This window comes from Cellulosimicrobium cellulans (assembly GCF_016921195.1).
Lineage (GTDB): Bacteria > Actinomycetota > Actinomycetes > Actinomycetales > Cellulomonadaceae > Cellulosimicrobium > Cellulosimicrobium cellulans_F.
In genome coordinates, this window is record NZ_JAFGYF010000003.1 from 1 (window position 1) to 25,431 (window position 25,431).

Consider the following 25,431-nt stretch of genomic DNA (forward strand, 5'->3'; position numbering starts at 1 on the left):
CGCGTCGTGGTCGGGCCTGGCGGGAGCCGCGAGGAACGAGCGGCGGATGGTAGACGCGGCACCACCACCCACCCCGCCCACCCCACCCGACCACACGCCGTCGCACCCAAGAACCACGGTTCTACCTCGCGGAACCGCGGTTCTACCTCGCGCGACCGGGGTTGCTTCTCGGTCGGTCAGAGGGCGTCGTTCATGGCCTTCGCGAGGGAACGCAGGCGGGCGGAGTCGAAGAGGTCCTCCAGAAGGACGACGTTGCCCGACGAGTCCCCGAGCGGCACCTTCCAGTTGGGGTACTCCTGGTCCGTGCCGGGCTGGTTCTGCGAGCGGCGCTCCCCCACGGCGTCGGCGAGCGAGACGCCGAGCAGGACGGCGGGTGTGCCGCGGATCAGGCGGTGCAGCGCCTCGACGAGCTCGCGCTCGGACGGGTCGTCGCCCACGAGCCCGCGCTCGCGCAGGAACGCGACCATGGCGTCGCGCTCGGCGCGGGCCGCGCGCCGCACGTCGGCGACGTCCTCCGTGAGGACGCGCAGGCGGTCCCGCAGCTCGACGTGCTCGCCCGCGAGGTACCCGGCCGTGGGCGGCAGGTCGTGGGTCGTGACGGTCGCGAGCGCGAGGCGCCGGTAGTCCTCCGGGGGCAGCGGCCGGCCGTCGTCGGTCTTCTCGAACCACAGGACGGACGTGCCGAGGACGCCCCGGTCCGCGAGGTAGTCACGGACCCAGGGCTCGAACACGCCGAGGTCCTCGCCGATGACCATCGCGCCCGCGCGGTGCGCCTCGAGGCACAGGATGCCGACGAGGGCCTCGTGGTCGTAGCGGACGTAGGCGCCGGCGTCGGCGCGCGCGCCGCCGGGGATCCACCACAGGCGGAAGAGCCCGATGACGTGGTCGATGCGGATCGCGCCCGCGTGCCGCAGGACGGTCCGCAGCATGTCGCGGTAGGGCGCGTACCCGGCGCGGGCGAGCGCGCGCGGGTGCCAGGGTGGCTGGGACCAGTTCTGGCCCTGCTGGTTGTACATGTCTGGCGGCGCGCCGACCGAGACCCCGGTGGCGAGCACGCCGCGGTGCGCCCAGACGTCGGCGCCCTCGGGGTGCACCCCGACCGCGAGGTCGTGCATGATCCCGACCGACATCCCCGCCTCGCGCGCGGTGCGCTGGGCGGCCCGGAGCTGCTCGTCGGCGACCCACTGGAGCCAGCAGTAGAACTCGACGCGGTCGGCGAGCTGCTCGCGCAGCGCCGCGACGGTCGGGCCGTTCGGGTCGTACGCGCCGGGCGGCCAGTCGCGGTCGCCGTAGTGGTCGGCGAGCGCGCACCACGTCGCGAAGTCCTCGAGGCCCCGACCCTGCTCGGCACGGAAGGCGTCGAGCGACGCCTGTCGTGCGGTCGAGCGCGGCGCGGCGAAGACGACCTCGAGCGCCGCCTTCTTGGCGTCCCAGGCCGCGTCGCGGTCGATCGGGCCCGGGTCGGTGTCGAGATCGCGCACGGGGTCGAACGCCCACTCCACGAGCGAGCGGTCCGCCGCGGACAGGTAGCCGGTCTCGCGGATGTCCTCGACGCGGATGTAGATCGGGTTGACGAAGCGCCGGCTCGTCGGCAGGTAGGGCGACGGCGTCATGGGGGTGCGCGGCTCGGCGGCGTGCAGCGGGTTGACGAGCACGAAGTCGGCCCCCGCCTCGCGCGCGGACAGCCACGCGAGGTCGGCCAGGTCGGCCAGGTCGCCGACGCCCCACGACGCCCGCGAGCGCACCGAGTAGAGCTGGGTCATGAAGCCCCACGCACGCCGCTCGGCGACCGCGGCCGGCAGCTCGAGCCGCTGCGGCGTCACGACGAGCGTCGCGCGCGCCTGCGTGCCGTCGCTCTCGGCGTGCAGGTCGTGCCACCCGAGGGGCAGGTCGGCCGGGATCTCGAACGTCGCGCGTCCCACGCGCCGGCCGTCCACCGTGCGCGGCTCGACGAACACGTCGAGCTGGCCGAGGTCGCGACGCTCGCGCGGGGCCCGGGCGGCGTGGTGCCCGGACGCCTGCCCCCCGTGGCGCGACGGCTCCGCCTCGAGCTCGACCCAGACCTCGACGGCGGACCCGTCCGCGACGTGGACGGGGAGCGGGACGGCGTCACCCTGTCGCACGACGACGGTCGGCGGGAGCATCTGGCGCCACGCGTCGTCGCGCGAGTGCTCGAGGCTGACCGCCACCTTCTCGGGCGACGACGCCGGGACCCCGAGCGCCTCGAGCACGGCGACGAGCGTCGAGGCGCGGACCTGCCGCCTCGTCCCGTCGAAGTCCCAGAAGTCGGACGCGACGCCGTGGGCGTCGGCCAGCTGCACCAACGGCTCGGGCAGGTCCGTCTGCGGGGGTTCGCTCACGCCTGCATCCTGCCAGAACGCGGGCCCGCGAGCAGCGCGTTCGCTCGGCGCGCCCAGGGACCGCCCAACGCGTCCGGGTACCCTGCGCTCATGTCCCACCCCGTCCTCGCCCCCGTCCTCGGCCTGCCCGCGGACGCACCGCCAGAGGTGCGCAACGGTTTCGACCCGAGCAACCCCGACGACTGGTTCGAGTGGTTCGTCGGGGTCCCGCTGCGCGTCCTGCTCATCATCGGCGTCGGCGCGATCGCGCTCGCGCTCGTGCGCCGCCTCATCCGCAGGATCACCGAGCACATCGCCGAGGGCACACCCGCCCTGCGCAGCAAGCGGCTGAAGGGCGTCGCCGAGTCCGGGGTCGGCAGCGTCCTGCTGCGCGCGAACCCGCTGGCGTCCGCCCGACGGGCCCAGCGCGCGCGGACGGTCGGCTCGGTGCTGCGGTCCGTCGCCAACATCGTCATCGGGGCGACGATCGTGCTCCTCGTGCTGAGCGAGCTGGGCGTGAACATCGCACCGTTCCTCGCCTCGGCGGGCATCGCCGGCGTCGCCCTCGGCTTCGGCGCGCAGAGCCTCGTGAAGGACTTCCTGTCCGGGACGTTCATGCTGCTCGAGGACCAGTACGGCGTCGGCGACACCGTCGACTTCGGCGAGGTGACGGGCACCGTCGAGGAGGTCGCGCTGCGCGTCACCAAGGTGCGCGACGGCAACGGGACCCTGTGGTTCGTGCGTAACGGGGAGATCCTGCGCACCGGGAACAAGACCCAGGAGTGGGGTCGCGCCGTCGTCGACGTGCGCGTGGCGTACTGGGCGGACGTCGAGGCGGTGCGCGCGGCGCTGCTCGCCGCGGCAGAGGACGTCGGGGCCGACCCCGTGCTCGGCACGTACTTCCTGGAACCCCCGGAGGTCACGGGCATCGAGTCGATGACGGCCGAGGCGCTCCAGCTCAAGGTGCAGGTCAAGACGCAGGCCGCGATGCAGTGGGAGGTGGCGCGCGCGCTGCGCGCCCGCGTCCGGCAAGGGCTGTCCGACGCGCGGATCCCCCTCGCCGGGGCGCAGCAGGTGGTCGTCCTCGACCACTCCCCGTCCGTGCCCGACGACCGGCCCGACGACGGTCCCGGCGCCTCGGCGCGGGACGAGCAGGCGGCGCGCGACCGCCGCGGCGCCGCGGCGGCGGCCGTCGTGCAGGACCGCACCGGCGGCACGGCCGGACCGACCACCTGAGGCGGGTGGCGCCGTCGGGCACGGGGTCCGACGGCGCCGGCCCTCCGCTCCGGGAGGGCCGCCGGGGTCAGCGCAGTCCGTCGAGCTCCGCCGCGAGGTTGTCGGCCTCCGGGCCGACGATGACCTGGACGACACGGCCGGAGCGCACGACGCCGAACGCGCCGGTCGCCTTGAGGCGCGCCTCGTCGACGAGCTGCGGGTCGGTCACCTCGACGCGCAGGCGCGTGATGCACGGCTCCAGGTCGACCACGTTGCCCTGGCCCCCGAGGGCTTCGAGGATCTGCTGTGCCTTCTGGTCCGAGGGGGTGCTCATCGAAAGTGTCTCCTGAGGCGAGTCGCGAGTGGGATCCGCGCGGGGGATCCGGGGTGTCGGGGTGCCGTGCACCCGGTATCAGCCTAGTCTCCTCGCGAGGTTGTCACCGGATCGACGCGGGCCCGCAACCGCGGCGCAACAGACGTGTGCCGGGTGCGTGCGACGGTCGGGACGGTGGCGGGCACGCGTGCGCACCGGCCCGGGCACCCGGGTCGCACGCCCGAGGCGGACAGGAGCGAGGGTCGTGACGGGCGGACTTCAGGACGAGGCACGGCAGGTCATCACGGGCATCGGTGTGTGCCCCGGGACGGTGGTCGGGCCGGTGGTGCTGATGCCGGAGCCGATCGCGGAGCCCGCTCCCGGGCTGCGGATGGGACCGCGCGAGGACCACGAGGCGCAGGCCCGGCGCGTCGACGCCGCGGCCGCGCAGGTCGCGACCGACCTCCAGCGCGCGGCGGACGCCGCCGACGGCGAGACGCGCGACGTGCTGGAGGCGACCGCCGCGATGGCGGGCGACCCCACCCTGGCGGCGGACGCGCGACGCCGCGTCCTCGAGGAGCACCTGGTGCCCGAGCGCGCGGTGTGGGAGGCCGCCGAGGAGGTCGTGCGGCAGTTCACGGAGCTCGGCGGCTACTTCGCCGAGCGTGCGCGCGACGTCGCGGACGTGCGCGACCGCCTCGTCGCGGCGCTGACGGACCGCCCGGCGCCCGGCGTGCCCGAGCACGCGGAGCCGTTCGTGCTCGTCGCGCCCGACCTCGCGCCGTCGGCCACCGCCGCGCTCGACCCCGCGCGCGTGCTCGCGATCGTCACCGACGGCGCCGGCCCGACGTCGCACACCGCGATCGTCGCGAACGCCAAGGGCATCCCCGCGGTCGTGGCGGCGACCGGCGCGAGCGCCGCGCTCGCGCCGGAGGACGTCGTCCTCGTCGACGGCGCTGCCGGGACCGTGGTCGTGCACCCGTCCGAGGAGCAGATCGCCACGGCGCGCGCACGGGCGCAGCAGGTGCGCACGTTCGACGGCACCGGCCGGACGCGCGACGGGCACCGCGTCCAGCTCCTCGCGAACGTCGGCGACCCCGCGGGCGCGGCGCCCGCGGCCGCGGCGGGCGCGGAGGGCGTCGGGCTGTTCCGCTCCGAGTTCTGCTTCCTCGACCGCGAGCAGCCCCCGACCGTCGAGGAGCAGGTCACCGCCTACCGCACGGTCTTCCGCGCGTTCGGCGGGCGCAAGGTCGTCATCCGGACGCTCGACTCCGGGGCGGACAAGCCGCTGCACTTCCTCACCGTCGACGACGAGGAGAACCCGGCGCTCGGCGTGCGCGGGCTGCGCACCGCCGCGCGGTGGCCAGAGCTGCTCGAGCAGCAGCTCGACGCGATCGCCCGGGCCGCCGCGGCCGAGGAGGCCGAGGTGTGGGTCATGGCGCCCATGGTCTCGACCGTCAGCGAGACCGAGTGGTTCGTCGAGCGCTGCCGCGCCCACGGCCTCGACGTCGCGGGCGTCATGGTCGAGGTCCCGAGCGCAGCGCTGCTCGCCGGGCCGATCCTCGCGCGCGCCGCCTTCGCCTCGATCGGCACGAACGACCTCACGCAGTACACGATGGCCGCGGACCGGCTCCTCGGGTCGCTCGCGGAGCTGAGCGACCCGTGGCAGCCCGCCGTGCTGCGGCTCGTCGAGGCGACGTGCGCCGGCGGCGCGCAGCAGGGCCGACCCGTGGGCGTGTGCGGCGAGGCGGCCTCGCAGCCCGTGCTGGCCGTCGTGCTCGTGGGCCTCGGGGTGTCGTCGCTGTCCATGACGGCCCGCGCGATCCCGGACGTCGCCGCGCTGCTGCGCGAGGTCGACCTCGACGAGTGCCGCCGCCTCGCACGGCTCGCGGTCGAGGCGGAGAGCGCGGCGGAGGCCCGCGCCGTCGTCCGCGAGAACCTCCCGGTGCTCACCGCGCTCGGCCTCTGACGCGGAGCGCGTGGCGCGACGTTCGTCGCCGCGAGCGCGGCGCGTCCCGTGTGACGTGCGCCGCGGTCCCCGTGCTCGGGCCGGACAGCACCGCGCCCGGTGCGATGATGGGCCGGTGACGACCGAGCCCAGCCCCCGCACGTCGCTGCCCGTCGCCGGCACGTCCGACGGCACGTCCGACGGCACGGCGACCAGCGCGACGAGCGGCACGACGACCGGCACGACGAACGACGCAGCGCCGGTGCGCCCGAGCCGCACGTTCTACGACGAGGTCGGCGGCCACGAGACGTTCGTCCGCCTCGTCGACGCGTTCTACGAGGGCGTCGCCGACGACCCGGTCATGCGCCCGATGTATCCCGAGCAGGACCTCGGGCCGGCGCGCTGGCGCCTCACCGCGTTCCTCGAGCAGTACTGGGGCGGCCCGACGACGTACAGCGAGCAGCGCGGGCACCCGCGACTGCGCATGCGGCACGCCCCGTTCAAGGTCAACCCCGACGCGCGCGACCGCTGGCTCGCCCACATGCGTGCCGCCGTCGACACCCTCGGCCTGCCGCCGATCCAGGAGGCGACGCTGTGGGACTATCTGGAGCGCGCGGCGCACTCGCTCCTCAACACCTTCGAGGACTGACCGACCCGCCGCCCGAGCGAAGGAGCCCCCACCCGTGACCCCCGAGCCCACGCCGCCGTCGACCTCCTCGGCCTCCCCCGGCCCGACGTCGGACGCCGCCCCGCGCGAGCAGGTCCCCAACCCGCTGAACCACCTCCTCGACGTGCTGCGCCTCGAGCGGGTCGGGGACGGCGACGGGTCGGCCGCCGACCCCGAGCACTTCCGCGGGGTCTCCGTGCACCAGCCGACGGGACGCGTCTACGGCGGTCAGGTGCTCGCGCAGGCGGTCCTCGCGGCCGGCCGGACGGTCCCGGGGGGTCGGCTGCCCCACTCGCTGCACGGCTACTTCCTGCGGCCCGGCGGTCTCGACGTGCCCATCGACTTCGCGGTCGAGCGGCTGCGGGACGGGCGCTCGTTCAGCGCGCGCCGCACGCACGCGATCCAGCACGGCAAGCCGATCCTGTCGATGATCGCCTCGTTCCAGGAGGACCAGGGCGGCATCGAGCACTCGTCGCCGATGCCCGACGCCCCCGCCCCGGAGGAGGTGCCGTCCGCGCTCGACGTGCTCGGCGGCATCGACCACCCGATCGCACGGTTCTGGTCGCACCACTCGGCGTTCGAGCTGCGCCACGTGGGCGGCTCGCTCTACCTCGGTCCCGACCACGAGCCCAAGGACCACCAGATGGTGTGGATGCGGGCGCGCGGCGACGTCGGGGACGACCAGCTGCTGCACCGCGCACTCATGGCCTACGCGTGCGACCAGGTGATGCTCGAGCCGATCCTGCGCCAGTCCGGCACGAGCTGGGTCACGCCCGACATCTCGATCGCGAGCCTCGACCACGCCATGTGGTGGCACCGCGACGCGCGCGTCGACGAGTGGCTGCTCTACGTGCAGTCGGCGTCGAGCGCCCAGGGCGGCCGCGGGCTCGGCGCCGCGCGCGTGTTCGCGCAGGACGGGACGCTCGTCGCGTCCATCGCGCAGGAGGGCATGGTCCGCCTCCCGGCGCTGTGAGCACCGGGAGGCGGACCTCCCTCACCGCTGTGTCAGCCGGGTGTCAGCCGGTGTCAGCCGCACGCGACCGTCGGTGACGACGGCGGCGCGCCCGTGCCGATGAACCCGAACGACGTCGAGCCCCCGGCGGCGAGCGTGCCGTTCCAGCCGACGTTCGTCGCGGTCAGGACGCTCCCGCTCACGCTCGTCGTCGCGTTCCAGGCCTGCGACAGACCTCCGGGCGCGAGGTCGAGCGAGACGGTCCAGCCGGAGAGGCCGGAGGTGCCGGCCGTGACCGTGACCTCGCCCTGGTACCCGCCCTGCCACGACCCGCGCGTCGCGTAGGTCGCGGTGCACGCGCCGGGCTCCGGCCCGCCGTCGTCCGCGAGCGTGGTCGCCTCGGCGGCGAGGGACGCGGGCGAGACGTTCCCCGCCGCGTCGCGCGCCCGCACGGTGTACCGGTACGTGGTCTCGGGAGCGAGGTCCTCGTCGGTGTACGAGGTGCCCGACGCCGTGCCGACCTTCACCCCGTCGCGCAGCACGTCGTAGCCCACCACGCGCACGTCGTCCGTCGACGCCGTCCACGACAGCGACGCGGTCGTCGCCGTCGTCCCCGTCACCGCGAGACCGGTCGGCGTGGTCGGCGGCTCGGTGTCCGGCTCCGTCGGGACGTCCTCGCCGAACAGCCGGTCGTAGTCGGCGAGCGCCGTCGCGACCGCGGTCTGGGCCCAGAACCGGTGGTAGGTGAACTCGGGGGCGGGCCCGCCGTCGAGGTGCGCCTGGACCTTCGACCACTGCGGGTCGTCGAGGTAGAACGACCGCAGGTCGAGGAACGACACGCCGGGCTCGATCACGTCACCGTTCGGCATGGTGCCCGACCACCCGGCCGGCACGTACGTCCCGTCCCCGGTGCTCGACGTCAGGACGTCGTCGAAGCGCGCGTAGTCCGCGCGGGTCTCGGTCGTCGCGACGCCGAGCGGGTCGCTGTTCTGCTCCCAGATCGCGTCGAGCAGGTCGCGCGCGACCTGCTGCGCCGCGTCGTGCTGCGGTCCCTCGCCGCCCGCCGCGTAGTACATGAGCGAGCGGGCGAGCGCGCCGGCGACGCCGACGTCCTGGCCGTAGCCCGTCACCTCGACGCTCAGGCCGGCGTTGTCGCCCGGGTTCTCGGGGTCCCAGTCGTCCGGCTGGCCCGACCACGCGAGGTTCGAGGGGATCTGCCACGAGTCGTCCGTGACCGTGACGTGGTCGATCACCCACGGCACCCACCTGTCCAGGATCGCCTCGGCGCGCTCGTCACCGGTCTCCTCGTAGAGCTGCGCGATCCGCTCGACCCCCCAGCCCTGCATGCCCATCCACGAGTTGGACGGCGGGTCGTGGTACACGGGCGCCTCGGTGTACGCCATCCCGTAGAACGTCGCGACGTCGTCGGGGCGGTCCGCGTAGTGGCCGTCCCACGAGTTCGTGCTGCCGCCCGCGATCCCGCCCTCGGGCGACTGGAGCCACTGGAAGAGCTCGATCTGGCGGTCGAGGCTCGTGCCCCAGTCGTCGCTCGCCGTGGGCGAGGCCGGCTGGAGCGCGGGGTCGTTCGCGAGCGCCCAGGCCGCCATCGGGTTCTGGTACCCGAAGTGCGCGTGGCTCGACCCGATGCGCCAGGCCCACGGGCCGGAGGTGTCGAGCGCACCGCCCCACGCGTAGTACCAGGAGAGCAGGTAGTGCGCGCTGCTGCGGCCCGACCCCGCGGCGCACGACGTGGACTCGCAGCCCGGCGTCTTGAAGTACTTGTCGAACAGCGCGTAGCGCAGGTAGTCGCCCATCTTCGAGGCCTTGCCGACCGTGTCGGCGACGGCCTCGGGCTGGCCCTGCTCGGTCGCGAACTTGTTCGCCCAGTAGGCGGCCTCGACGGCGCGTGCGTCGGCGTCGGGCGCGTTGGTGTACTTCCACTGCTTCGCGTACGACGCGTCGCCCGTGAAGAGGTCGAGGTAGCCGTTCTCGCCGCCGTAGCTGAAGTCGTCGATCGACGGCTGGGGCACCGTCTCCCAGACGGACTCCTGGGGCCCGCGCTGGAACGTGTTGATGTACGACGTGCCCTCGTGGTCCGGCCCGAGCAGCCTCGACGAGCCGGGGGCGGCGCCGAAGCCGTACACGTTGTCGACGTCGGCGAGCCAGTGCATGCCGTAGACCTCGGGCGTGCCGTACGTCGACCGCAGCTCGGCCGCGATCGGGTCGGAGCCGACGGACACCGACGTGTCGAGCCGCGACGGGTACTGGCTCGGGTGGTCGAACTCCGGCGCGTACGTCGCGGGCTTGGCCGGGTCGTACGCCCCGTTGGTGGGCTGGTTCTCCGTGGTGGGGATCATGTACGCCTCGAGCGTGTCCCACGCGTGGTTGAACGGCTCCCAGTCGCCGGTCACCTGGCCGTACGACGTCTCGAGCCACAGCCAGAAGGAGTACGCCTCCGACGTCGTCTCGTGGCCGTAGTCCGGCGCCTCGACCATGAGCGTCTCGACCGCGTGGTACGGGATGCCCTGGGGCGAGAAGTACCCGTTCGCGGGGTCGTGGATCTTGGCGTACAGCTCCAGGAAGCGCTGCGTGTACTCGCCGTCGACGAGCGCCGCGGTCGTGCCTGCCGTCGTCGACCGGGACCCCGCGGGGTCGGCGCTCGCCGGGGGGACGGTGGCGAGCGCAGTGAGCGCGACGCCCGCGGCGAGCGCGGCCGCCGTCGTGCGCCGGCCCCGCGCGGCTCGCGCGTGCGGGGCGGTGGGTGGTGGCGCTGCGCGCCGGGACGTGCGTGGCATCGTGCTCCCTCTCGTCGTCGAGCCCCGCGGCGGCGGTCGCGGGGGCGCCGCCGTCGGCTCCCCCACCCCCACGGGTCGATCGACTCTCGGCGGGCGCGACCGGCCGTCACAACGCACGAAACGTTTCGGACGACGCCGACCACGGCACGACGGTGCCGTGCGCACGCGCCCGGCGCCGCGCGAGCGCGGCCCCGGCACGGCGCAGCACCTCGATCGCGTCGGGCGCGCCGGTGACGTCGCCGAGGTGCTCGACGAGGGCCGACCCGCACGCCCCCGCCGCGCGAACCGCGGCGTGGCGGGCCGCGTCGTCCGACACGCCGTCGAGGAGCACGACGAGGTCCGTCGGGGCCAGCGCGCACAAGGAGCCCGCCGGGCCCAGCGCGTCGCCGAGCCGGTGCAGCGCCGGGACCGTCGGCGGTGCGTCGAGCCCGACGGCGAGCACGTGCGCGCCGTAGCCCGCGACCCGGCCGCCGCGCCCGATCGCCTGCTCGAGCCGGTCCACGAACAGGGCCCGGTGCAGCACGCCCGAGTCGGGGTCGACGAGCGCCCGCTCGCGCAGCTCGCTGCGGTACCGCTCGACGTCGGACAGGACGGCCAGGGCGCCCACCATGCGGGCCGGGCGTCCGCCGGCGTCGTGCACGGTCACCGCGCGGCACCGGACCCGCACGTGCTCGCCGTCCGCGCACCGCAGCCGGTGCTCGACGTCGAGCGGCTCGGTCGTCCCGGCGAGCTGGGCGGCGACGGCGGCGTGCACCGCCTGCACGTCGTCGGGGTGCACGCGGCCGAGCCACTCCTCGGGGTCGTCCCGGAGGTCGGCCACGTCGCAGCCCACGATGCGCGCCCACGCCGGCGACCAGCGCACGGTGCCCGTCTCGACGTCCCAGTCCCACGTGCCGTCGTGGGACGCGATGGACACGAGCGCGGCCCGCTCGGCCCCCGCCTCGACCTCGAGCGCCAGCTCGCGGACGCGGTCGGCCGCGTCGGCGAGCGCGTGGCGCTGCTCCTGCAGCGAGCTGACCAGGGTCTCCCGGTCGAGCGCGACGGCGAGCATCGCGGCCCAGTGGTTGTACCGCTCCCGGGTGCTCGTCGTCCGCGTGTCCACGAGGCCGCCCACGACGAGGAAGCCCCAGTCCGAGCGACCGAACGCGACGGGCGCGACGACCGTGAGCGACCGCGGGTCGAGGAGCTCGCGCGGCGGGAACTGCGCGGTCGGGAAGACCGACCCGACGAGCCGCTCGACGGCCGTCCCGCCGCCGCGCACGCCCACCACCCGCAGCACACGGCGGCCGGAGCCGTCGCCGACGTCCTCCCACAGCGCGAGGGCGGCCGTCCCGCCCACGCCCCGCGGGAGCCAGTCGAGGCGCCGCAGCCCTGCCTCGTCGCCGCGCAGGAGGCCCAGGTCGACCTCGTACAGGTCCACCAGGTCCTGCTCGAGCCGCCCCGTGCGCGCGACCGTCCCGTGCGCGCACCCGCGGGCGACGGCGACGACCACCTCGGCCGCGGTCGCCCGGACCGCCGCGGCGCGTGCCGCGGCAGAGCTCGCCGGGGGGTCGCGGTGGGTGCCGCGCGACAGGACGTTCCGGCCGAGCTGGGACGCACGCGCACCCGGGCGTCGCCGCCGCACGTCGCGCACGAGCGCGGCGACCTCGGTCTCCAGGGCGGGCACGATCTGCTCGAGCGCCTCCTGCGACGGGCGCAGGGCCGCCGTCCGGTCCGCGAGCGAGCGCAACGCCGCGGCCGGCGGGACGGCACCCGTCTCCGCGGCGCCCCGGAGCAGGTGGCGGAGCACCAGGAGCCACGCGTCGACCGGCGCGGGACGCTGGCCACCGTCCGGCCCGCGCCGGCGCAGGACGCCGCGCGCGTCCGACCGTTCGAGGACGGAGGCGAAGACGACGCGGGCGACGTCGTCGAGGGGCCGGTCCGGGTCGGACGGCACCGGCACGGCCGCGGACCGGGCGGCCGGTGCGCCGATGAGCTCGCCCTGCGTCCCCTCGAGGCACCCGCACGACTCGCGCCGGATGAGTGCCGCACGCCCCAACCGGTTCTCGCGCCCGACGCTCTCCCCCCGGGCCCGTGCGACGAGCAGCTCCGCCACGCGCTCGCCGACCTGGTCGTGCAGGGGGTCGACCGTCGACAGCCGCGGACGCGAGCGCGCGCCCGAGTCGGCGTGGTCGAACCCGACCACCGCCTGCTCCGCGGGGAGCTCGAACCCGCTGGCCTGGAGGCCACGCATGAAGCCGATGGCGTTGCGGTCGGTGGCGGCGAGCGTCGCCGTCGTCGGCAGGCCCCGGGCCGCGAGCCGCCGCGCGACGGCCTCGGCGCTCGCCTCCTGGTTGTCGCGCGTGCGGTACACCCACGACGGTGACCACGCGAGGTCGTGCGCCGCGAGCGCCGCGCGGTAGGCGTCGTAGCGCTCGAGCGTGTCGCGCTGCTCGGTGTTGCCGACGAAGCCGATGCGCCGGTGGCCGTGCTCGACGAGGTGGTCGACGGCGGCGCGCACGCCGCCCGCGTTGTCCGGCGACACCGTCGGAGCACGCAGCCCCTCGGCCCGCACGCCCAGGAGCACCAGCGGGACGCCCGAGGCGTCGAGCTCGCGGAGCTCGGCGTCCGCGAGCGCCGTCGTCATGACGACGAACCCGTCGAACGACGAGCGCCCGAGCAGGGGGCGCCGGCCCGGAGGGCCCGGGAACTCGTCACGGTCGAGGTCCGGCGGGTACGTCTGGAGGGCGACCACCCGGTGCCCGTGCGCCCGCAGGACCCGGGCGATCCCCGCCAGGGACCGCCCGAAGTAGAAGCCTCCGACCACGGGGCACAGCACACCGAACGTCAGGTGCTCCCCCGCCTGTCTCGGGCGCCTCGTCGCGTCCGTCGACATCCTCGTCACCGTCCCCCGCCACGTCATCGTCACCGAGTCCTGGTAGGCATCATGCACCCAAACCGGGCACAGTGTGGGAGCGTGACCACCAATTCCCCGGGCGGGATACCCACGCCACGCGCCGCCGGCCCCGCCGAGCGGCGCATCACGATCACCGACGTCGCGCGCGCGGCGGGGGTCTCGATCGCCGTCGTCTCCTACGCGCTCAACGGCCGGCCGGGCGTCTCCGAGCGGACCCGTCGGCACGTCCTGCGCACGGCGGCCGACCTCGGCTGGCGCCCGAGCGCGGCCGCGCGCTCGCTGCGTGCCAGCGCGCGCAGCGTGGCGCTCCAGGTCGTGCACGCGGCGGAGGGAGCCGCCGGGCCCGCCCGCGCCCTCGCGCTCGGCGCCGGCATGCGCGCCGTCCTCGCGGAGCACGACCTCTCGCTCGGCCTGGAGGTGGTCGGCGACCGCGACGAGGGGGCGCGCGAGCTCGAGGCGGGCTGGTCCGAGCGGAGGCACGCGGCGTTCGTCGTGGTCGACGCCCACGCGCACGACCCCCGGCGCCGGGTCGCGCACGATGCCGCGATCCCGCTCGTCGAGGTCGCGCCCGGCGCACCCGGCGCACCCGGCGCCGACGCTCCGGGCGCGCGGACCTGGTTCGCGGGCGACGCGGACGCCCGTGCCGCCCGGTACCTCGTCGAGCTCGGCCACCGCCGGATCGCGGTCCTCGTCTCCGACGCGCAGGACGAGGTCGCCCGCGCACTGGTCGGGGCGGCGCGTGACGCGGGCGGCCCGGAGGCGCGGGTCGACGTCGTCGAGTGCCGCACGTGGGAGGAGACGCGTTCGCGCGCCGCGCGGCTCGTGGCCCACGACTCGCGGCCCACCGCCGTGCTCACGGACACGGACGTCGCGGCGCTCGCCGTGCTCGAGGCGGGCCGCAGCCACGGGTTCGAGGTGCCCTGGGACCTGTCGGTGCTGTCCGGTGAGGACTCCGCGACGTGCCGCCTCGTCGCCCCCGCCCTCACGGCCGTGCACCGCCCGTTCGAGCGGCTCGGAGCGCACGTGGCGGACGTCGTCGTCGCGCGGCTCGGCCTCGGGCGCCCGGTCGCGCGGCCCGACGCCGACCCTGCCTCGGCGCGCCCCGCCGTCGACCGCGACCGCCCGGCGTCGCGCCTGCTGCTGCGCGGGACGACCGCGCCACCGCGGAGCGCCTAAACGTTTCAGGCGGTGGCCGACGTCGCCTCCCGTTCGTCACGTTGTCCCCGCCGGGCAGAGCCGCCCGGTGCGCGGACCCGTCCGCGCCCCAGGACCCTTGGAGGACCACGTGCCATCCCGATCCAGCCGACCGCGCAGGGGCGCGGCCGTCGCCGCGTCGCTCGCGCTGCTCGCCGCCCCGCTCGTCGCGACCGCCGCGCCGGCGAACGCCGCCGAACCGCGCGTGAGCAACCCGTTCGCGGGTGCCACGCAGTACGTCAACGACTTCTGGTCCGCCAACGTCGAGGCCGCCGCCGACCGCGCCGGCGGCGACCTCGGGTCCCGCATGCGGGCGATCGCCGACGAGCCCACCGCGGTCTGGATGGACCGCATCAGCGCGATCGAGGGCAACGCCGACGGCCCCGGTCTGCGGTACCACCTCGACGCCGCGATCGCGCAGAAGCAGCCCGGTGTGCCGATGGTGTTCAACCTCGTGATCTACGACCTGCCCGGCCGCGACTGCTACGCGCTCGCGTCCAACGGCGAGCTCAAGCCGAACGCCACCGACATGGCGAGGTACAAGACCGAGTACATCGACGTCATCGCCGACATCCTCGACGACCCCGCCTACGAGGACCTGCGCATCGTCGCGACGATCGAGCCGGACTCGCTGCCGAACCTCATCACGAACATCAGCACCCCCGACTGCCAGGCCTCCGCGCCCTACTACCGCGAGGGCGTGAAGTACGCGCTGGACGCGCTCCACGACGTCGGCAACGTGTACTCCTACATCGACGCGGCGCACGCCGGCTGGCTCGGCTGGCCGAGCAACGCGGGCCCGGCGGCGAAGCTCTTCAAGGAGGTCGTGCTCTCCACCGAGGCGGGCTACGCGTCCGTCGCGGGCTTCGTCACGAACACCGCCAACTCGACGCCGCTGCACGAGCCGTTCCTCGAGGACGTCCAGCTCGGCAGCACGCCGGTCCGCTCGGCGACCTTCTACGAGTGGAACGCCGACTTCGACGAGGCCGACTGGACGGCGCACCTGTACGACCTGCTGGTCGCCGAGGGCTTCCCGTCGTCGATCGGCATGCTCATCGACACGTCGCGCAACGGCTGGGGCGGCGAGGACCGCCCGACGGCGGTGAGCACGTCGACGGACGTCAACACCTACGTGAACGAGTCGCGCGTCGACAAGCGCATCCACCGCGGCGCGTGGTGCAACCCGGCGGGCGCCGGGATCGGCGAGCGTCCGCAGGCCTCGCCGGCCGGCTTCCCCGAGTCGCACCTGCACGCGTACGTGTGGGTCAAGCCTCCGGGCGAGTCCGACGGCGCGTCGTCCGACATCCCGAACGACCAGGGCAAGCGGTTCGACCGCATGTGCGACCCGACCTTCGTCTCGCCGAAGCTCGCCAACCAGCTGACGGGCGCCCTGCCCGACGCCCCGCTCGCGGGCCAGTGGTTCGAGTCCCAGTTCCGGATGCTCGTCGAGAACGCGTACCCGGCGATCGAGGGTGACGGCAGCGGCGGCCCCGCGGACACGACCCCGCCGTCGGTCCCGACCGGCCTCACGGTCGGGGCGACCACGACGTCGTCGGCGAGCGTGAGCTGGACCGCGTCCACCGACGACCGTGCCGTCACCGGCTACACCGTGCTCGTCGACGGCGTCGCGGTGGCCACGACGGCCGCGACCTCGTTCACGATCACCGGCCTCGACGCGGGCACCTCCTACGCCGTGACCGTCCGGGCGCGCGACGCCGCGGGCAACGTGTCGGCCGCGTCCGCGCCGCTCACCGTGACCACGGACGAGGGCGGCGGCGGGGACGACCAGGCACCGTCCGCCCCGACGGGGCTGCGGGTCTCGGGCGTGACGACCTCCACGGTCGCGCTCGCGTGGAACGCGTCCACCGACGACACCGGCGTGACGGGCTACCGCGTGTTCCGCGACGGGACGCAGGTCGCCGAGGTCTCGACGACGTCGTTCACCGACACGGGCCTCGCGGCGGGCACGGCGCACGTCTACGCGGTGCGCGCGGTCGACGCGGCGGGCAACGTGTCCGCGACCTCCGGCACGGTGACCGGGACGACCGAGGACGACACCCCCACCCCGGTGGGGGCCTGCACGGTCGCGTACACGGCCAGCTCGTGGAACACCGGGTTCACCGGGTCGCTGCGGATCACCAACGACTCCGCCACCGCCCTGCAGAACTGGACCCTGACGTTCGCCTTCGCGAACGGCCAGACGATCACCCAGGGCTGGTCCGCGCAGTACGCGCAGTCCGGCTCGACCGTCACCGTGACCCCCGCGGCGTGGAACACCACCCTCGGCGCGGGCGCGAGCATCGAGGTCGGCTTCAACGGCTCCCACTCCGGGACCAACACCGAGCCGACGTCCTTCACCCTGAACGGCGCGAGCTGCACCGTCGCGTGACCTGACGGCCGGCGGTCGGGGCGCTGCGCCCGGCCGCCGGCCGTTCTCGGGTGGGCCGCCCCCCGGGAACGAGAACCACCGACGTCCGGCGAGCGGTTCGATATCGATATCGAACGCCGGCTCCCGCGCGTCGGACCCGATCACGACAGAGGGTCGCGACGTCGGCCCGGACTGGAGAGTGCACCATGCGCAGGACCAGCCCCAGACGATCTCTCGCGACGACGCTGGCGACGGCGGCGCTCGTCGCCGCGGCGGTCGTCCCGGCCGGCACGTCCGCGACCGCCGCCACGGAGCCGCTCGGCGACGCCGCCGCCCGGCACGGCAGGACCGTCGGCTTCGCGCTCGACCCGAACCGGCTGTCCGAGACCGCGTACCGGACCATCGCCGAGCGCGAGTTCTCCCTGGTCGTCGCCGAGAACGCGATGAAGTGGGACGCGACGGAACCGCAGCGCGGGACCTTCCGCTGGGGCGGGGCCGACCAGGTCGCGGACTGGGCCGACGCGCAGGGCGCGGACCTCTACGGGCACACCCTCGTGTGGCACAGCCAGCTGCCCGGCTGGGTCGAGGGCCTGTCGGGTTCCGCGCTCCGCTCCGCGATGGTCGACCACGTCACCGCGGTCGCCGGCCGGTACGCGGGCCGGGTGGACGCGTGGGACGTCGTCAACGAGGCGTTCGAGGACGACGGCTCGCGGCGCCAGAGCGTCTTCCAGCGGCAGCTCGGCGACGGGTACATCGAGGACGCGTTCCGCGCCGCGCGGGCCGCCGACCCGGACGCCGACCTGTGCATCAACGACTACAGCACCGACGGGATCAACGCGAAGAGCACCGCGATCTACGACCTCGTCGCCGACTTCAAGGCCCGCGGGGTGCCGATCGACTGCGTCGGGTTCCAGGCCCACCTGATCCTCGGGCAGGTCCCGTCGACGATGACGCAGAACCTCCAGCGGTTCGCCGACCTGGGCGTCGACGTGCGCATCACCGAGCTCGACATCCGGATGTCCACGCCCGCCGACGCGTCGAGGCTGGCCCAGCAGGCGTCCGACTACGCGAAGGTCTTCCGGGCGTGCCTCGACGTCGACCGCTGCACGGGCGTCACCCTCTGGGGCATCACCGACCGGTACTCGTGGATCCCCGGCGTCTTCCCCGGGCAGGGCGCCGCCCTCGTCTGGGACGACGCGTACGCGCCCAAGCCCGCGTACGCGGCGATCGCCGAGGTCCTCGGCGCCCGGGACGACGGGCCGGGCGGCGGCGAGCCCGCCGCGGCCTGCACCGTCGCTTACACGGCGAGCTCCTGGGACACGGGCTTCACCGGGTCCGTCAGGATCACCAACGACTCGGCGGCCGCGCTGCACGGCTGGACCCTGACGTTCGCCTTCCCCGACGGGCAGACCGTCACGCAGGGCTGGTCCGCGCAGTACGCCCAGCAGGGCGCGACCGTGACCGTCACGCCGGCGCCGTGGAACACCACGCTCGGTGCGGGCGCGAGCGTGGACATCGGCTTCAACGGCGCCCACTCCGGGATCAACTCCGAGCCGGCCTCCTTCACGCTGAACGGCGCCGCCTGCGACGTCGCCTGAACGACGAGCGACGTCCGGGGCGCGCAGGGGTCGAGGCGCTCGGCTGAGCGGGACCACCCCCCCGGCAGGGCGGGTCGTCCGGCGGCGCGTGCCACCGGTCTGACGCTGTCCCCCTCCGCTCGGCGCGCACGTCGTTCGACGTCCGCGGTCCTCTCCAGCCGTCGCCCGAGCCCGGATCGGCTACCGCGCTAGCACGGCACCTTCCAGTCGGGTCGCGACGTCGTCGGCGAGCCCCATCCGGTAGAGCGCCGCTCGCGGGCCGCTGGAGAACTGCTCTCCGACGAGGACCTGTCTGCCTGCGGTCCCGACGAGGTAGTCTCCGCCGCTCCCTCCCTCCAGGACCTGCTGAGCCTGCTGCAGCAGCGGAGCCAACGCCGCGAGCGCGAGATCCTGGTAGCCGGGCTGGGCCCAGACCGCCGTCGTCGTGCCGAAGGGGCGTCGCGCGACGGTGAGTCCCTCCGCCCACGGCATCGGGAAGACGGAGGCGCGGAACCGGCTGCGGTCGAGCAGGACGAAGGTGGTGGGCAGATCGGTGGTCGCCGCGACGCCCGAGATCCTGCCGTAGCGCACCTGTGCGCGCACCTCGGCCCGCAGCAGCGGGAGCGGTCGGTCGTGCGCGAAGGCCGGACGGCCGGCGTAGCGGCCGCGGATCTCGCCCTGGACCTGCGTCGCACGGTCGCGCTCGCCGGGACCCCGCCAGGAGAGCTGACCGAACAGATCGGGCTGGATCGTGCGCCGCGCCTCGTAGACCCAGCCGTTCTCACGGGCCCAGGAGAGCCGCTCCTCGGGGAACCCCACGATCACTCCTCCGGTGTCGATCTGTCGTGCGGGAGCCGCTGCTCGCCTTCACGGAGCACGGCTCGGGATCGGTCTCGTCGCTAGACGGACGTCGCGCCCGTGGCCGGCGCGGTGCCGGCGACGACCGAGGCGACGCTCGCGGCGAGCGCCAGCCTCCTGACGGCTGTCTCGGGTCGTGGGTCGTCCATCGCGGCGATCACGACGCGGTCGCCCCCGACGCACACGAGGAGCGGGAGATCCGCATGACCGGCGACGACCTCGACGACCTGCGGCACCCAGTCCGGCTCGGGGCCCGGGCCGGCCCACTGGCTCACCCCGTGCCGGGAGCCGCGGAGGCGAACGGGTTCGGCCTCGTCCATCCAGGCCGGTCGGAGGCCGGTCGGGTCGACTCCCACGGCCGTGACCATGCCGAACCGCCCTGCACCGGTGGGCGCCGCGACCGAGACGACCTCACGGCGGCTCCGGCCGAGCCGCGAGGCCACCATCCCCTTGAGCTCCCACGTCTCGACGCGTCCGTGCTCCGTGGTCGTGCGATGCCGGACACCCACGACGTGCCAGCTCCGCGAGACGACGAGCCCGGCCTCGGCGTCGTCCCACTGCGCGCTCGCCTCGTACGCCCAGCCGCGCGACCGGGCCCACGCCGCGCGCGCCCGCCCGATACGACGATCCACGACGTCTGCGCCGGTCCGCGCCCGCAGCACGAAGAACGCGGCGACGAAGACGGCGATGATCCCGGCCATCGCGAACGTCGGAATCGGAGGCTCGAGGTCCTGGAGCAGGGGGACGCTCGCGATCACCGCGACGACGCAGAGGCCGGGCAACAGCCTCGTGACTCCAGCGGCCCGGAGCCATGACCGACGGCGCAAGCCGTGGTCCTGCTCCACCCCCGCCGCCCTCGAGCCGGTACTACCGGGGTCTGCCCTCAGGTGCACGGGGGAAACCGTAGCAGCGGGTCCGATGCTCGTCGCCGCGCGCTCGCCGGGGGTCGGGACCGCGTCCCGCAGGGTTCCCGCACGGCTCCGTGACGATCGGGCCGCACGACGGTTCCCCCCTGAGGACGGCGGTGGCCGGGCCGGGCTGCGACCGCGGCCCCGCCACCCCACACTGACCGGGTGCGACTGCGCCGCGTGTCCGTGAGCTCCCCCGGGTACACCCGCCGCCCGAAGGGCGACGGGTGGCTCTTCCTCGACGTCGAGGGCCTGCCCCTCGCCGACGAGGAGGAGGTCGCGCGGTGCACGCGCCTCGCGGTCCCGCCCGCCTGGACCGACGTCTGGATCTGCCGCTACCCGAACGGGCACATCCAGGCGTTCGGGCGCGACGTCGCCGGCCGCGGCCAGTACCTGTACCACGAGCAGTGGCGGGCGCGGCGCTCGCGGCGCAAGCACGACCACGTGCTCGACGTCGGCCGGCGCCTGCCGGCGGCCCGGCGCCGCGTCGCGCGCGACCTCGCCCAGCCCGGGATGGGCCGCGACAAGGTGCTCGCCCTCGCGTTCCGGCTGCTGGACCTCGCGTACTTCCGCGCGGGCGGCGAGATCTACGCGAAGCAGAACAACAGCTACGGCCTGGCGACGATCCGCAAGGAGCACGCGCGGGTCCGGCGCGACGGGAGCGTGCACTTCCACTACCCCGCGAAGTCGGGCCAGGTGCGCGACGTCGTCGTGGACGACCCCGTGGTCGCCGAGCTCGTCACGACGCTCAAGCGGCGCCGCGGCGGCGTCGAGCTGCTCGCGTGGCGCGAGGACGGCCCCGGCGGGCGTGCCGTGTGGCACGACGTCACGAGCGCCGACGTCCAGGCGGGCATCAAGGAACGGCTCGGCGACGACGCGACGCCCAAGGACTTCCGCACGTGGCACGCGACGGTCCTCGCGGCCCGCGCGCTCGCCGACGCCGGGGCCGCGCCCGCTTCCGAGCGCGCGCGGCGCAGGATCGTCACGGGGATCGTCAAGGACGTCGCGGAGGAGCTCGGGAACACGCCCGCCGTCGCGCGGTCCTCGTACATCGACCCGCGCCTGTTCGACCTGTGGGAGCGCGGCGAGACCATCGGGTCCACGCGGTCGCAGACGCGCGCGGAGCGCGAGCTCCTGGAGCTCCTCTCGTGAGGGCCGCGGTCACCGGCGTCACCGGCTACGTGGGCGGGCGGCTCGTGCCCGAGCTCCTGCGCGCGGGGTTCGAGGTGCGCGCGCTCGCGCGACACCCCGAGCGGCTCGCGGGGCGAGAGTGGGTGCACGACGTGGAGACGGTGGCCGCCGACGCCGCCGACCTCGAGCAGACCCGCGCGGCGCTCGAGGGCGCCGACGTCGCGTACTACCTCGTGCACTCGCTCGGCACCGGGAGCACGTTCGAGGCGCGCGACCGCCGCACCGCGCTGACGTTCGGGCGCGCGGCGCGCGAGGCGGGGGTCGGGCGGATCGTGTACCTCGGCGGCATGTTCCCGGACGTCCCGGAGGGCGAGCTCTCGCGCCACCTGGCCTCGCGCAAGGAGGTCGGCGAGATCCTCCTCGCGTCGGGCGTCCCGACGACGGTCCTCCAGGCGGCGGTGATCCTCGGCTCCGGGTCCGCGTCGTTCGAGATGATGCGCTACCTCACCGAGCGGCTCCCGGCCATGACGACGCCGAAGTGGGTCGACAACCGCATCCAGCCCATCGCGGTGCGGGACGTGCTGCGCTACCTCGTCGGGTCAGCGACGATGCCGCCCGACGTCTCGCGCGCGTTCGACGTCGGCGGGCCCGACGTCCTCACGTACCGCGACATGATGCAGCGCTACGCGAGGGTGGCCGGGCTCCCCCGCCGCGCGATCGTCAGCGTCCCGGTGCTCACGCCGAAGCTGTCGAGCCTGTGGGTCGGGCTCGTCACGCCCGTGCCGTCGGGCATCGCGCGGCCGCTCGTCGAGTCGCTCCAGCACGAGGTCGTGTGCCGGGAGCACGACGTCCGGCGGTACGTGCCCGACCCGCCCGAGGGCCTCCTCGGGTTCGAACGCGCCGTCGAGCTGGCCCTGGAACGCGTCCACGACGGCGAGGTGGTGACGCGCTGGTCGTCCGCCTCGGTTCCGGGAGCGCCGTCGGACCCGCTGCCGAGCGACCCCGACTGGGCCGGCGGCTCGCTGTACGTCGACGAGCGGCGGACGGTCGTCGACGCGCCGGCCGACGTGCTGTGGCGCGTCGTCGAGGAGATCGGCGGGCAGGGCGGCTGGTACTCGTGGTCGCTCGCGTGGCGCGTGCGCGGCCTCCTGGACCGCGCCGTCGGCGGGCCCGGGCTGCGCCGCGGCCGGCGCGACGAGCGGCACCTGCGGGTGGACGACGAGCTCGACTGGTGGCGCGTCGAGGCGATCGAGCCGGGCCGTCGTCTGCTGCTCCGGGCCGAGATGCGCCTCCCCGGGCTCGCGTGGCTCGAGCTGCGCGTCGACGAGGCCGCGGCCGAGCTCCCCGACGCGACCGACCCCGACGCGCCCGGCCCCTCGCCCGAGGACGCGAGCGGGCCCGGTCGGACCTACTTCGCCCAGCGCGCGCTGTTCTACCCCCACGGCCTCGCGGGCCAGCTCTACTGGTGGGCGGTCAAGCCCTTCCACGGCGTCGTGTTCGGCGGGATGCAGCGCAACGTCGCCGCGGCGGCCGAGCGCGCGGCCGACGGCTAAACGTTTCGGTCTCGCGCCCCTCCTTGACCCCGGCTCCGCCGCCTCCGGACAGTGGCGTCGACCTGCGTCGACGCGGACGCAGCCGGACCGAGAGGCAGCCATGCACCCACGACCCACCGCGGTCCTCGCCACGGGCGCCCTGCTCGTCGCGAGCCTCGCGGCCACGACCCCGGCCTCGGCCGCGCCGACCCCGGCGTCGAGCGCAGGGCCGGCCCCCACGGCGGTCGCCGCGGCGGCCGCCGAGCCGAACTACGCCGAGGCGCTGCAGAAGTCCCTGTTCTTCTACGACGCCCAGCGCTCGGGCGACCTCCCCGACGACTTCCGGGTGACCTGGCGCGGCGACTCCGCGCTCGACGACGGCGCCGACGTCGGGCTCGACCTCACCGGCGGCTGGTACGACGCGGGCGACCACGTGAAGTTCGGGCTGCCCATGGCGTTCACCACGACGATGCTCGCGTGGGGCGCGATCGCGAGCCCCGACGGGTACGCGGCGTCGGGCCAGCGGGACGAGCTCCTCGACTCGCTGCGCTGGGTCAACGACTACTTCATCAAGGCGCACCCCGAGCCGGACGTGCTGTACGCGCAGGTCGGCGACGGCGACGCGGACCACAAGTGGTGGGGCCCCGCCGAGGCGATGCAGATGGCCCGGCCTGCGTACAAGGTCGACCGGTCGTGCCCCGGCAGCGACGTCGCGGGCGAGACGGCGGCAGCCATGGCCGCGTCGTCGATCGTCCTCGCCGACTCCGACCCGGCGTACGCCGCAGAGCTCGTGGAGCACGCGGAGCAGCTCTACGCCTTCGCCGACGCCTACCGCGGCAAGTACTCCGACTGCGTGCCCGTGGGCGCGTTCTACAACTCGTGGTCCGGATACCAGGACGAGCTCGTGTGGGGCGCGTACTGGCTCTACGAGGCGACGGGCGACGCGGCGTACCTCGCGAAGGCCGAGCAGGAGTACGCCGGTCTCTCGCGCGAGAGCCAGACGAGCACGCCGTCGTACCGCTGGACGATCGCGTGGGACGACAAGACGTACGGCGCGTACGCGCTGCTGGCCCAGGCCACCGGCAAGCAGCAGTACGTCGACGACGCGAACCGGTGGCTCGACTACTGGACCACCGGGTACCAGGGGTCGCGGGTGCGGTACTCCCCCGGCGGCCAGGCGTTCCTCGACTCCTGGGGGTCGCTGCGCTACGCCGCGAACACGGCGTTCGTCGCCCTGACGTACGGCGACTGGCTGCGCGGGCGCGGCGACACGGCCCGGGCGCAGACGTACCAGGACTTCGGCGAGCGCCAGATCGGCTACGCGCTCGGCGACAACCCGCGCGGCGCCTCGTACGTCGTCGGGTACGGGGAGGACTCGCCGCAGAACCCGCACCACCGCACCGCGCACGGCTCATGGCTCGACTCGCTCGCCGAGCCCGCCGCGACGCGGCACGTCCTGTACGGCGCGCTCGTCGGCGGCCCGGGTGCACCGGACGACGCCTACACGGACCGCCGGACCGACTACGTCGCGAACGAGGTGGCGACGGACTACAACGCGGGCTTCACGTCGGCGCTCGCGTTCCTCGTCGGCGAGCACGGGGGCTCCCCGCTCGCGGACTTCCCGCAGCCCGAGGCCCCCGACCAGGACGAGTTCTTCGTCGAGTCGCGCCTCAACCAGCCCGGCACCGCGTTCACGGAGATCAAGGCCGTGCTGCGCAACCGGTCGGCCTTCCCGGCGCGCGTGCTCGACGACGTCCGCCTGCGGTACTGGTTCACGCTCGACGCCGGTGCCGACCCGGCGACCCTGCGCGCCACGACGAACTACTCCGAGTGCCCCGGCGCGACGGCGAGCGTCGGCCACGCGGGCGGCGACCAGTACTTCGTCGAGATCGACTGCTCGGGCTCGGTCGTCTACCCCGGCGGCCAGTCCCAGCACCGTCGCGAGGTGCAGTTCCGCGTCACGGCGAACGTCTGGGACGCCTCGGACGACTGGTCGTTCGCGCAGGTCCCGACCGGCGACGCCCTCACCAAGAACGCACGCATCACCCTCTACGAGGGCGACGAGCTGCTGTGGGGCGCCGAGCCCGCCGCCGGGCCCGTCGAGCCGGACACGGCGCCGCCGTCGACGCCCGGCACGCCGACGGTCTCGGCCGTCACCGCGACCGGGGCGTCCGTCGCGTGGGCGCCCTCCTCGGACGCGGGCAGCGGCGTCGCGGGGTACGACGTGCTGCTCGACGGCGCCCGGGTCGCGACCACGTCGGGCACGACCCACGCCCTGGCCGGGCTCGCGCCGGAGACGACGTACCGCGTCGCCGTCGTCGCGCGGGACCGGGCCGGGAACGCGTCGGCGCCCGGTCCCGCGGCGACGTTCACGACCCCGGTGACGTCCACGGGACCGGCGCCCGGCGCGTGCGCGGTGCGGTGGTCGTCGAGCGACTGGGGCTCCGGCGGGACCGTGACGCTCCGACTCACGAACACCGGGACCACGCCGCTCGACGGCTGGACGCTCGCGTTCGCCCTCCCGTCCGGGCAGACGGTGACGAACGGCTGGAGCGCCACCTGGACGCAGTCGGGCGCGGACGTCACCGTGCGGTCCGCCGCCTGGAACGGCACCCTCGCCCCGGGGGCGTCCGTCGAGGTCGGCGCCAACGTCGCGCACGGCGGGGTGAACACGCCACCGGCGCGCTTCGCGCTGGTCGGTGCCTCGGGCGAGACGGCGTGCACCGTGGGATGAGACC

The 25,431-nt window shown here is 75.0% G+C and carries 16 protein-coding genes; 10 read left to right on the top strand and 6 right to left on the bottom strand.

Annotation, left to right across the window (positions count from 1 at the left end):
- Window positions 1-176: 176 nt before the first annotated feature.
- Entirely contained in the window at window positions 177-2,360 is a 2,184-nt protein-coding gene (gene malQ, locus JN535_RS07915) for a 4-alpha-glucanotransferase (RefSeq protein WP_205204790.1), read from the bottom strand.
- A gap of 90 nt (window positions 2,361-2,450) precedes the next feature.
- On the opposite strand from malQ, the gene JN535_RS07920 reads away from it, so the two are divergent.
- Window positions 2,451-3,575, top strand: a complete 1,125-nt coding sequence (locus JN535_RS07920) for a mechanosensitive ion channel family protein (RefSeq protein WP_205204792.1) — start codon at window positions 2,451-2,453, stop codon at window positions 3,573-3,575.
- 67 nt (window positions 3,576-3,642) lie between these two features.
- Here JN535_RS07920 and JN535_RS07925 read toward each other — a convergent pair whose 3' ends face one another.
- A complete protein-coding gene (locus tag JN535_RS07925; RefSeq protein WP_255318904.1) occupies window positions 3,643-3,960 on the bottom strand; it encodes a glucose PTS transporter subunit EIIB in 318 nt (105 codons plus the stop codon).
- A gap of 172 nt (window positions 3,961-4,132) precedes the next feature.
- Between JN535_RS07925 and ptsP the strand changes: the two genes are divergently transcribed.
- From ptsP to JN535_RS07940, 3 genes are all read left to right on the top strand, one after another.
- Window positions 4,133-5,836 (top strand): phosphoenolpyruvate--protein phosphotransferase, encoded by a 1,704-nt coding sequence (gene ptsP / locus JN535_RS07930; protein ID WP_205204801.1) that lies wholly within the window; start codon window positions 4,133-4,135, stop codon window positions 5,834-5,836.
- 241 nt (window positions 5,837-6,077) lie between these two features.
- A complete protein-coding gene (locus tag JN535_RS07935; RefSeq protein WP_205205396.1) occupies window positions 6,078-6,464 on the top strand; it encodes a globin in 387 nt (128 codons plus the stop codon).
- 142 nt (window positions 6,465-6,606) lie between these two features.
- Window positions 6,607-7,455: an acyl-CoA thioesterase gene (locus tag JN535_RS07940; RefSeq protein WP_307868529.1), complete on the top strand. Its 849-nt coding sequence runs from the start codon at window positions 6,607-6,609 to the stop codon at window positions 7,453-7,455.
- Window positions 7,456-7,508: 53 nt separating this feature from the next.
- Here the strand turns inward: JN535_RS07940 and JN535_RS07945 are convergent, their stop codons facing one another.
- Window positions 7,509-10,229, bottom strand: coding sequence for a glycoside hydrolase family 48 protein (locus JN535_RS07945; protein WP_240200846.1), 2,721 nt, complete (start codon window positions 10,227-10,229; stop codon window positions 7,509-7,511).
- A 106-nt stretch (window positions 10,230-10,335) separates the two neighbouring features.
- A complete protein-coding gene (locus JN535_RS07950; RefSeq protein ID WP_205204812.1) occupies window positions 10,336-13,104 on the bottom strand; it encodes a substrate-binding domain-containing protein in 2,769 nt (922 codons plus the stop codon).
- Window positions 13,105-13,185: 81 nt separating this feature from the next.
- Between JN535_RS07950 and JN535_RS07955 the strand changes: the two genes are divergently transcribed.
- The 3 genes from JN535_RS07955 to JN535_RS07965 all read left to right on the top strand — a co-directional run bounded on the left by JN535_RS07955 (window position 13,186) and on the right by JN535_RS07965 (window position 18,285).
- A complete protein-coding gene (locus tag JN535_RS07955; protein WP_205204814.1) occupies window positions 13,186-14,301 on the top strand; it encodes a LacI family DNA-binding transcriptional regulator in 1,116 nt (371 codons plus the stop codon).
- Window positions 14,302-14,410: 109 nt separating this feature from the next.
- Window positions 14,411-16,708, top strand: coding sequence for a glycoside hydrolase family 6 protein (locus JN535_RS07960; protein WP_205204816.1), 2,298 nt, complete (start codon window positions 14,411-14,413; stop codon window positions 16,706-16,708).
- A 185-nt stretch (window positions 16,709-16,893) separates the two neighbouring features.
- Entirely contained in the window at window positions 16,894-18,285 is a 1,392-nt protein-coding gene (locus tag JN535_RS07965) for an endo-1,4-beta-xylanase (protein WP_205204817.1), read from the top strand.
- 180 nt (window positions 18,286-18,465) lie between these two features.
- Here JN535_RS07965 and JN535_RS07970 read toward each other — a convergent pair whose 3' ends face one another.
- Both JN535_RS07970 and JN535_RS07975 read right to left on the bottom strand, forming a co-directional pair.
- Entirely contained in the window at window positions 18,466-19,083 is a 618-nt protein-coding gene (locus tag JN535_RS07970; protein WP_205204818.1) for a hypothetical protein, read from the bottom strand.
- 80 nt (window positions 19,084-19,163) lie between these two features.
- Window positions 19,164-19,904 (bottom strand): hypothetical protein, encoded by a 741-nt coding sequence (locus JN535_RS07975; RefSeq protein WP_205204819.1) that lies wholly within the window; start codon window positions 19,902-19,904, stop codon window positions 19,164-19,166.
- A 291-nt stretch (window positions 19,905-20,195) separates the two neighbouring features.
- On the opposite strand from JN535_RS07975, the gene JN535_RS07980 reads away from it, so the two are divergent.
- The 3 genes from JN535_RS07980 (at window position 20,196) to JN535_RS07990 (ending at window position 25,427) form a co-directional block, all read left to right on the top strand.
- The gene (locus JN535_RS07980; protein ID WP_205204820.1) at window positions 20,196-21,182 is read left to right on the top strand and encodes a DNA topoisomerase IB; all 987 of its coding nucleotides are present in this window, start codon (window positions 20,196-20,198) and stop codon (window positions 21,180-21,182) included.
- Window positions 21,179-22,714 carry an SDR family oxidoreductase gene (locus JN535_RS07985; protein ID WP_307868413.1) on the top strand — a complete coding sequence of 512 codons (1,536 nt, stop codon included), beginning with the start codon at window positions 21,179-21,181 and terminating at the stop codon, window positions 22,712-22,714. The genes JN535_RS07980 and JN535_RS07985 overlap by 4 nt, the downstream gene beginning before the upstream one ends.
- A 100-nt stretch (window positions 22,715-22,814) precedes the next feature.
- On the top strand, window positions 22,815-25,427 hold the full coding sequence (locus JN535_RS07990) for a glycoside hydrolase family 9 protein (RefSeq protein WP_205204822.1): 2,613 nt from the start codon (window positions 22,815-22,817) through the stop codon (window positions 25,425-25,427).
- Window positions 25,428-25,431: the final 4 nt, after the last annotated feature.

Bases quoted from the DNA above. Each gene is read 5' to 3' on its own strand.
- JN535_RS07920 (WP_205204792.1), top strand. From the start codon at position 2,451: ATGTCCCACCCCGTCCTCGCCCCCGTCCTCGGCCTGCCCGCGGACGCA.
- JN535_RS07945 (WP_240200846.1), bottom strand. From the start codon at position 10,229: ATGCCACGCACGTCCCGGCGCGCAGCGCCACCACCCACCGCCCCGCAC.
- JN535_RS07950 (WP_205204812.1), bottom strand. From the start codon at position 13,104: ATGTCGACGGACGCGACGAGGCGCCCGAGACAGGCGGGGGAGCACCTG.
- JN535_RS07965 (WP_205204817.1), top strand. From the start codon at position 16,894: ATGCGCAGGACCAGCCCCAGACGATCTCTCGCGACGACGCTGGCGACG.
- JN535_RS07990 (WP_205204822.1), top strand. From the start codon at position 22,815: ATGCACCCACGACCCACCGCGGTCCTCGCCACGGGCGCCCTGCTCGTC.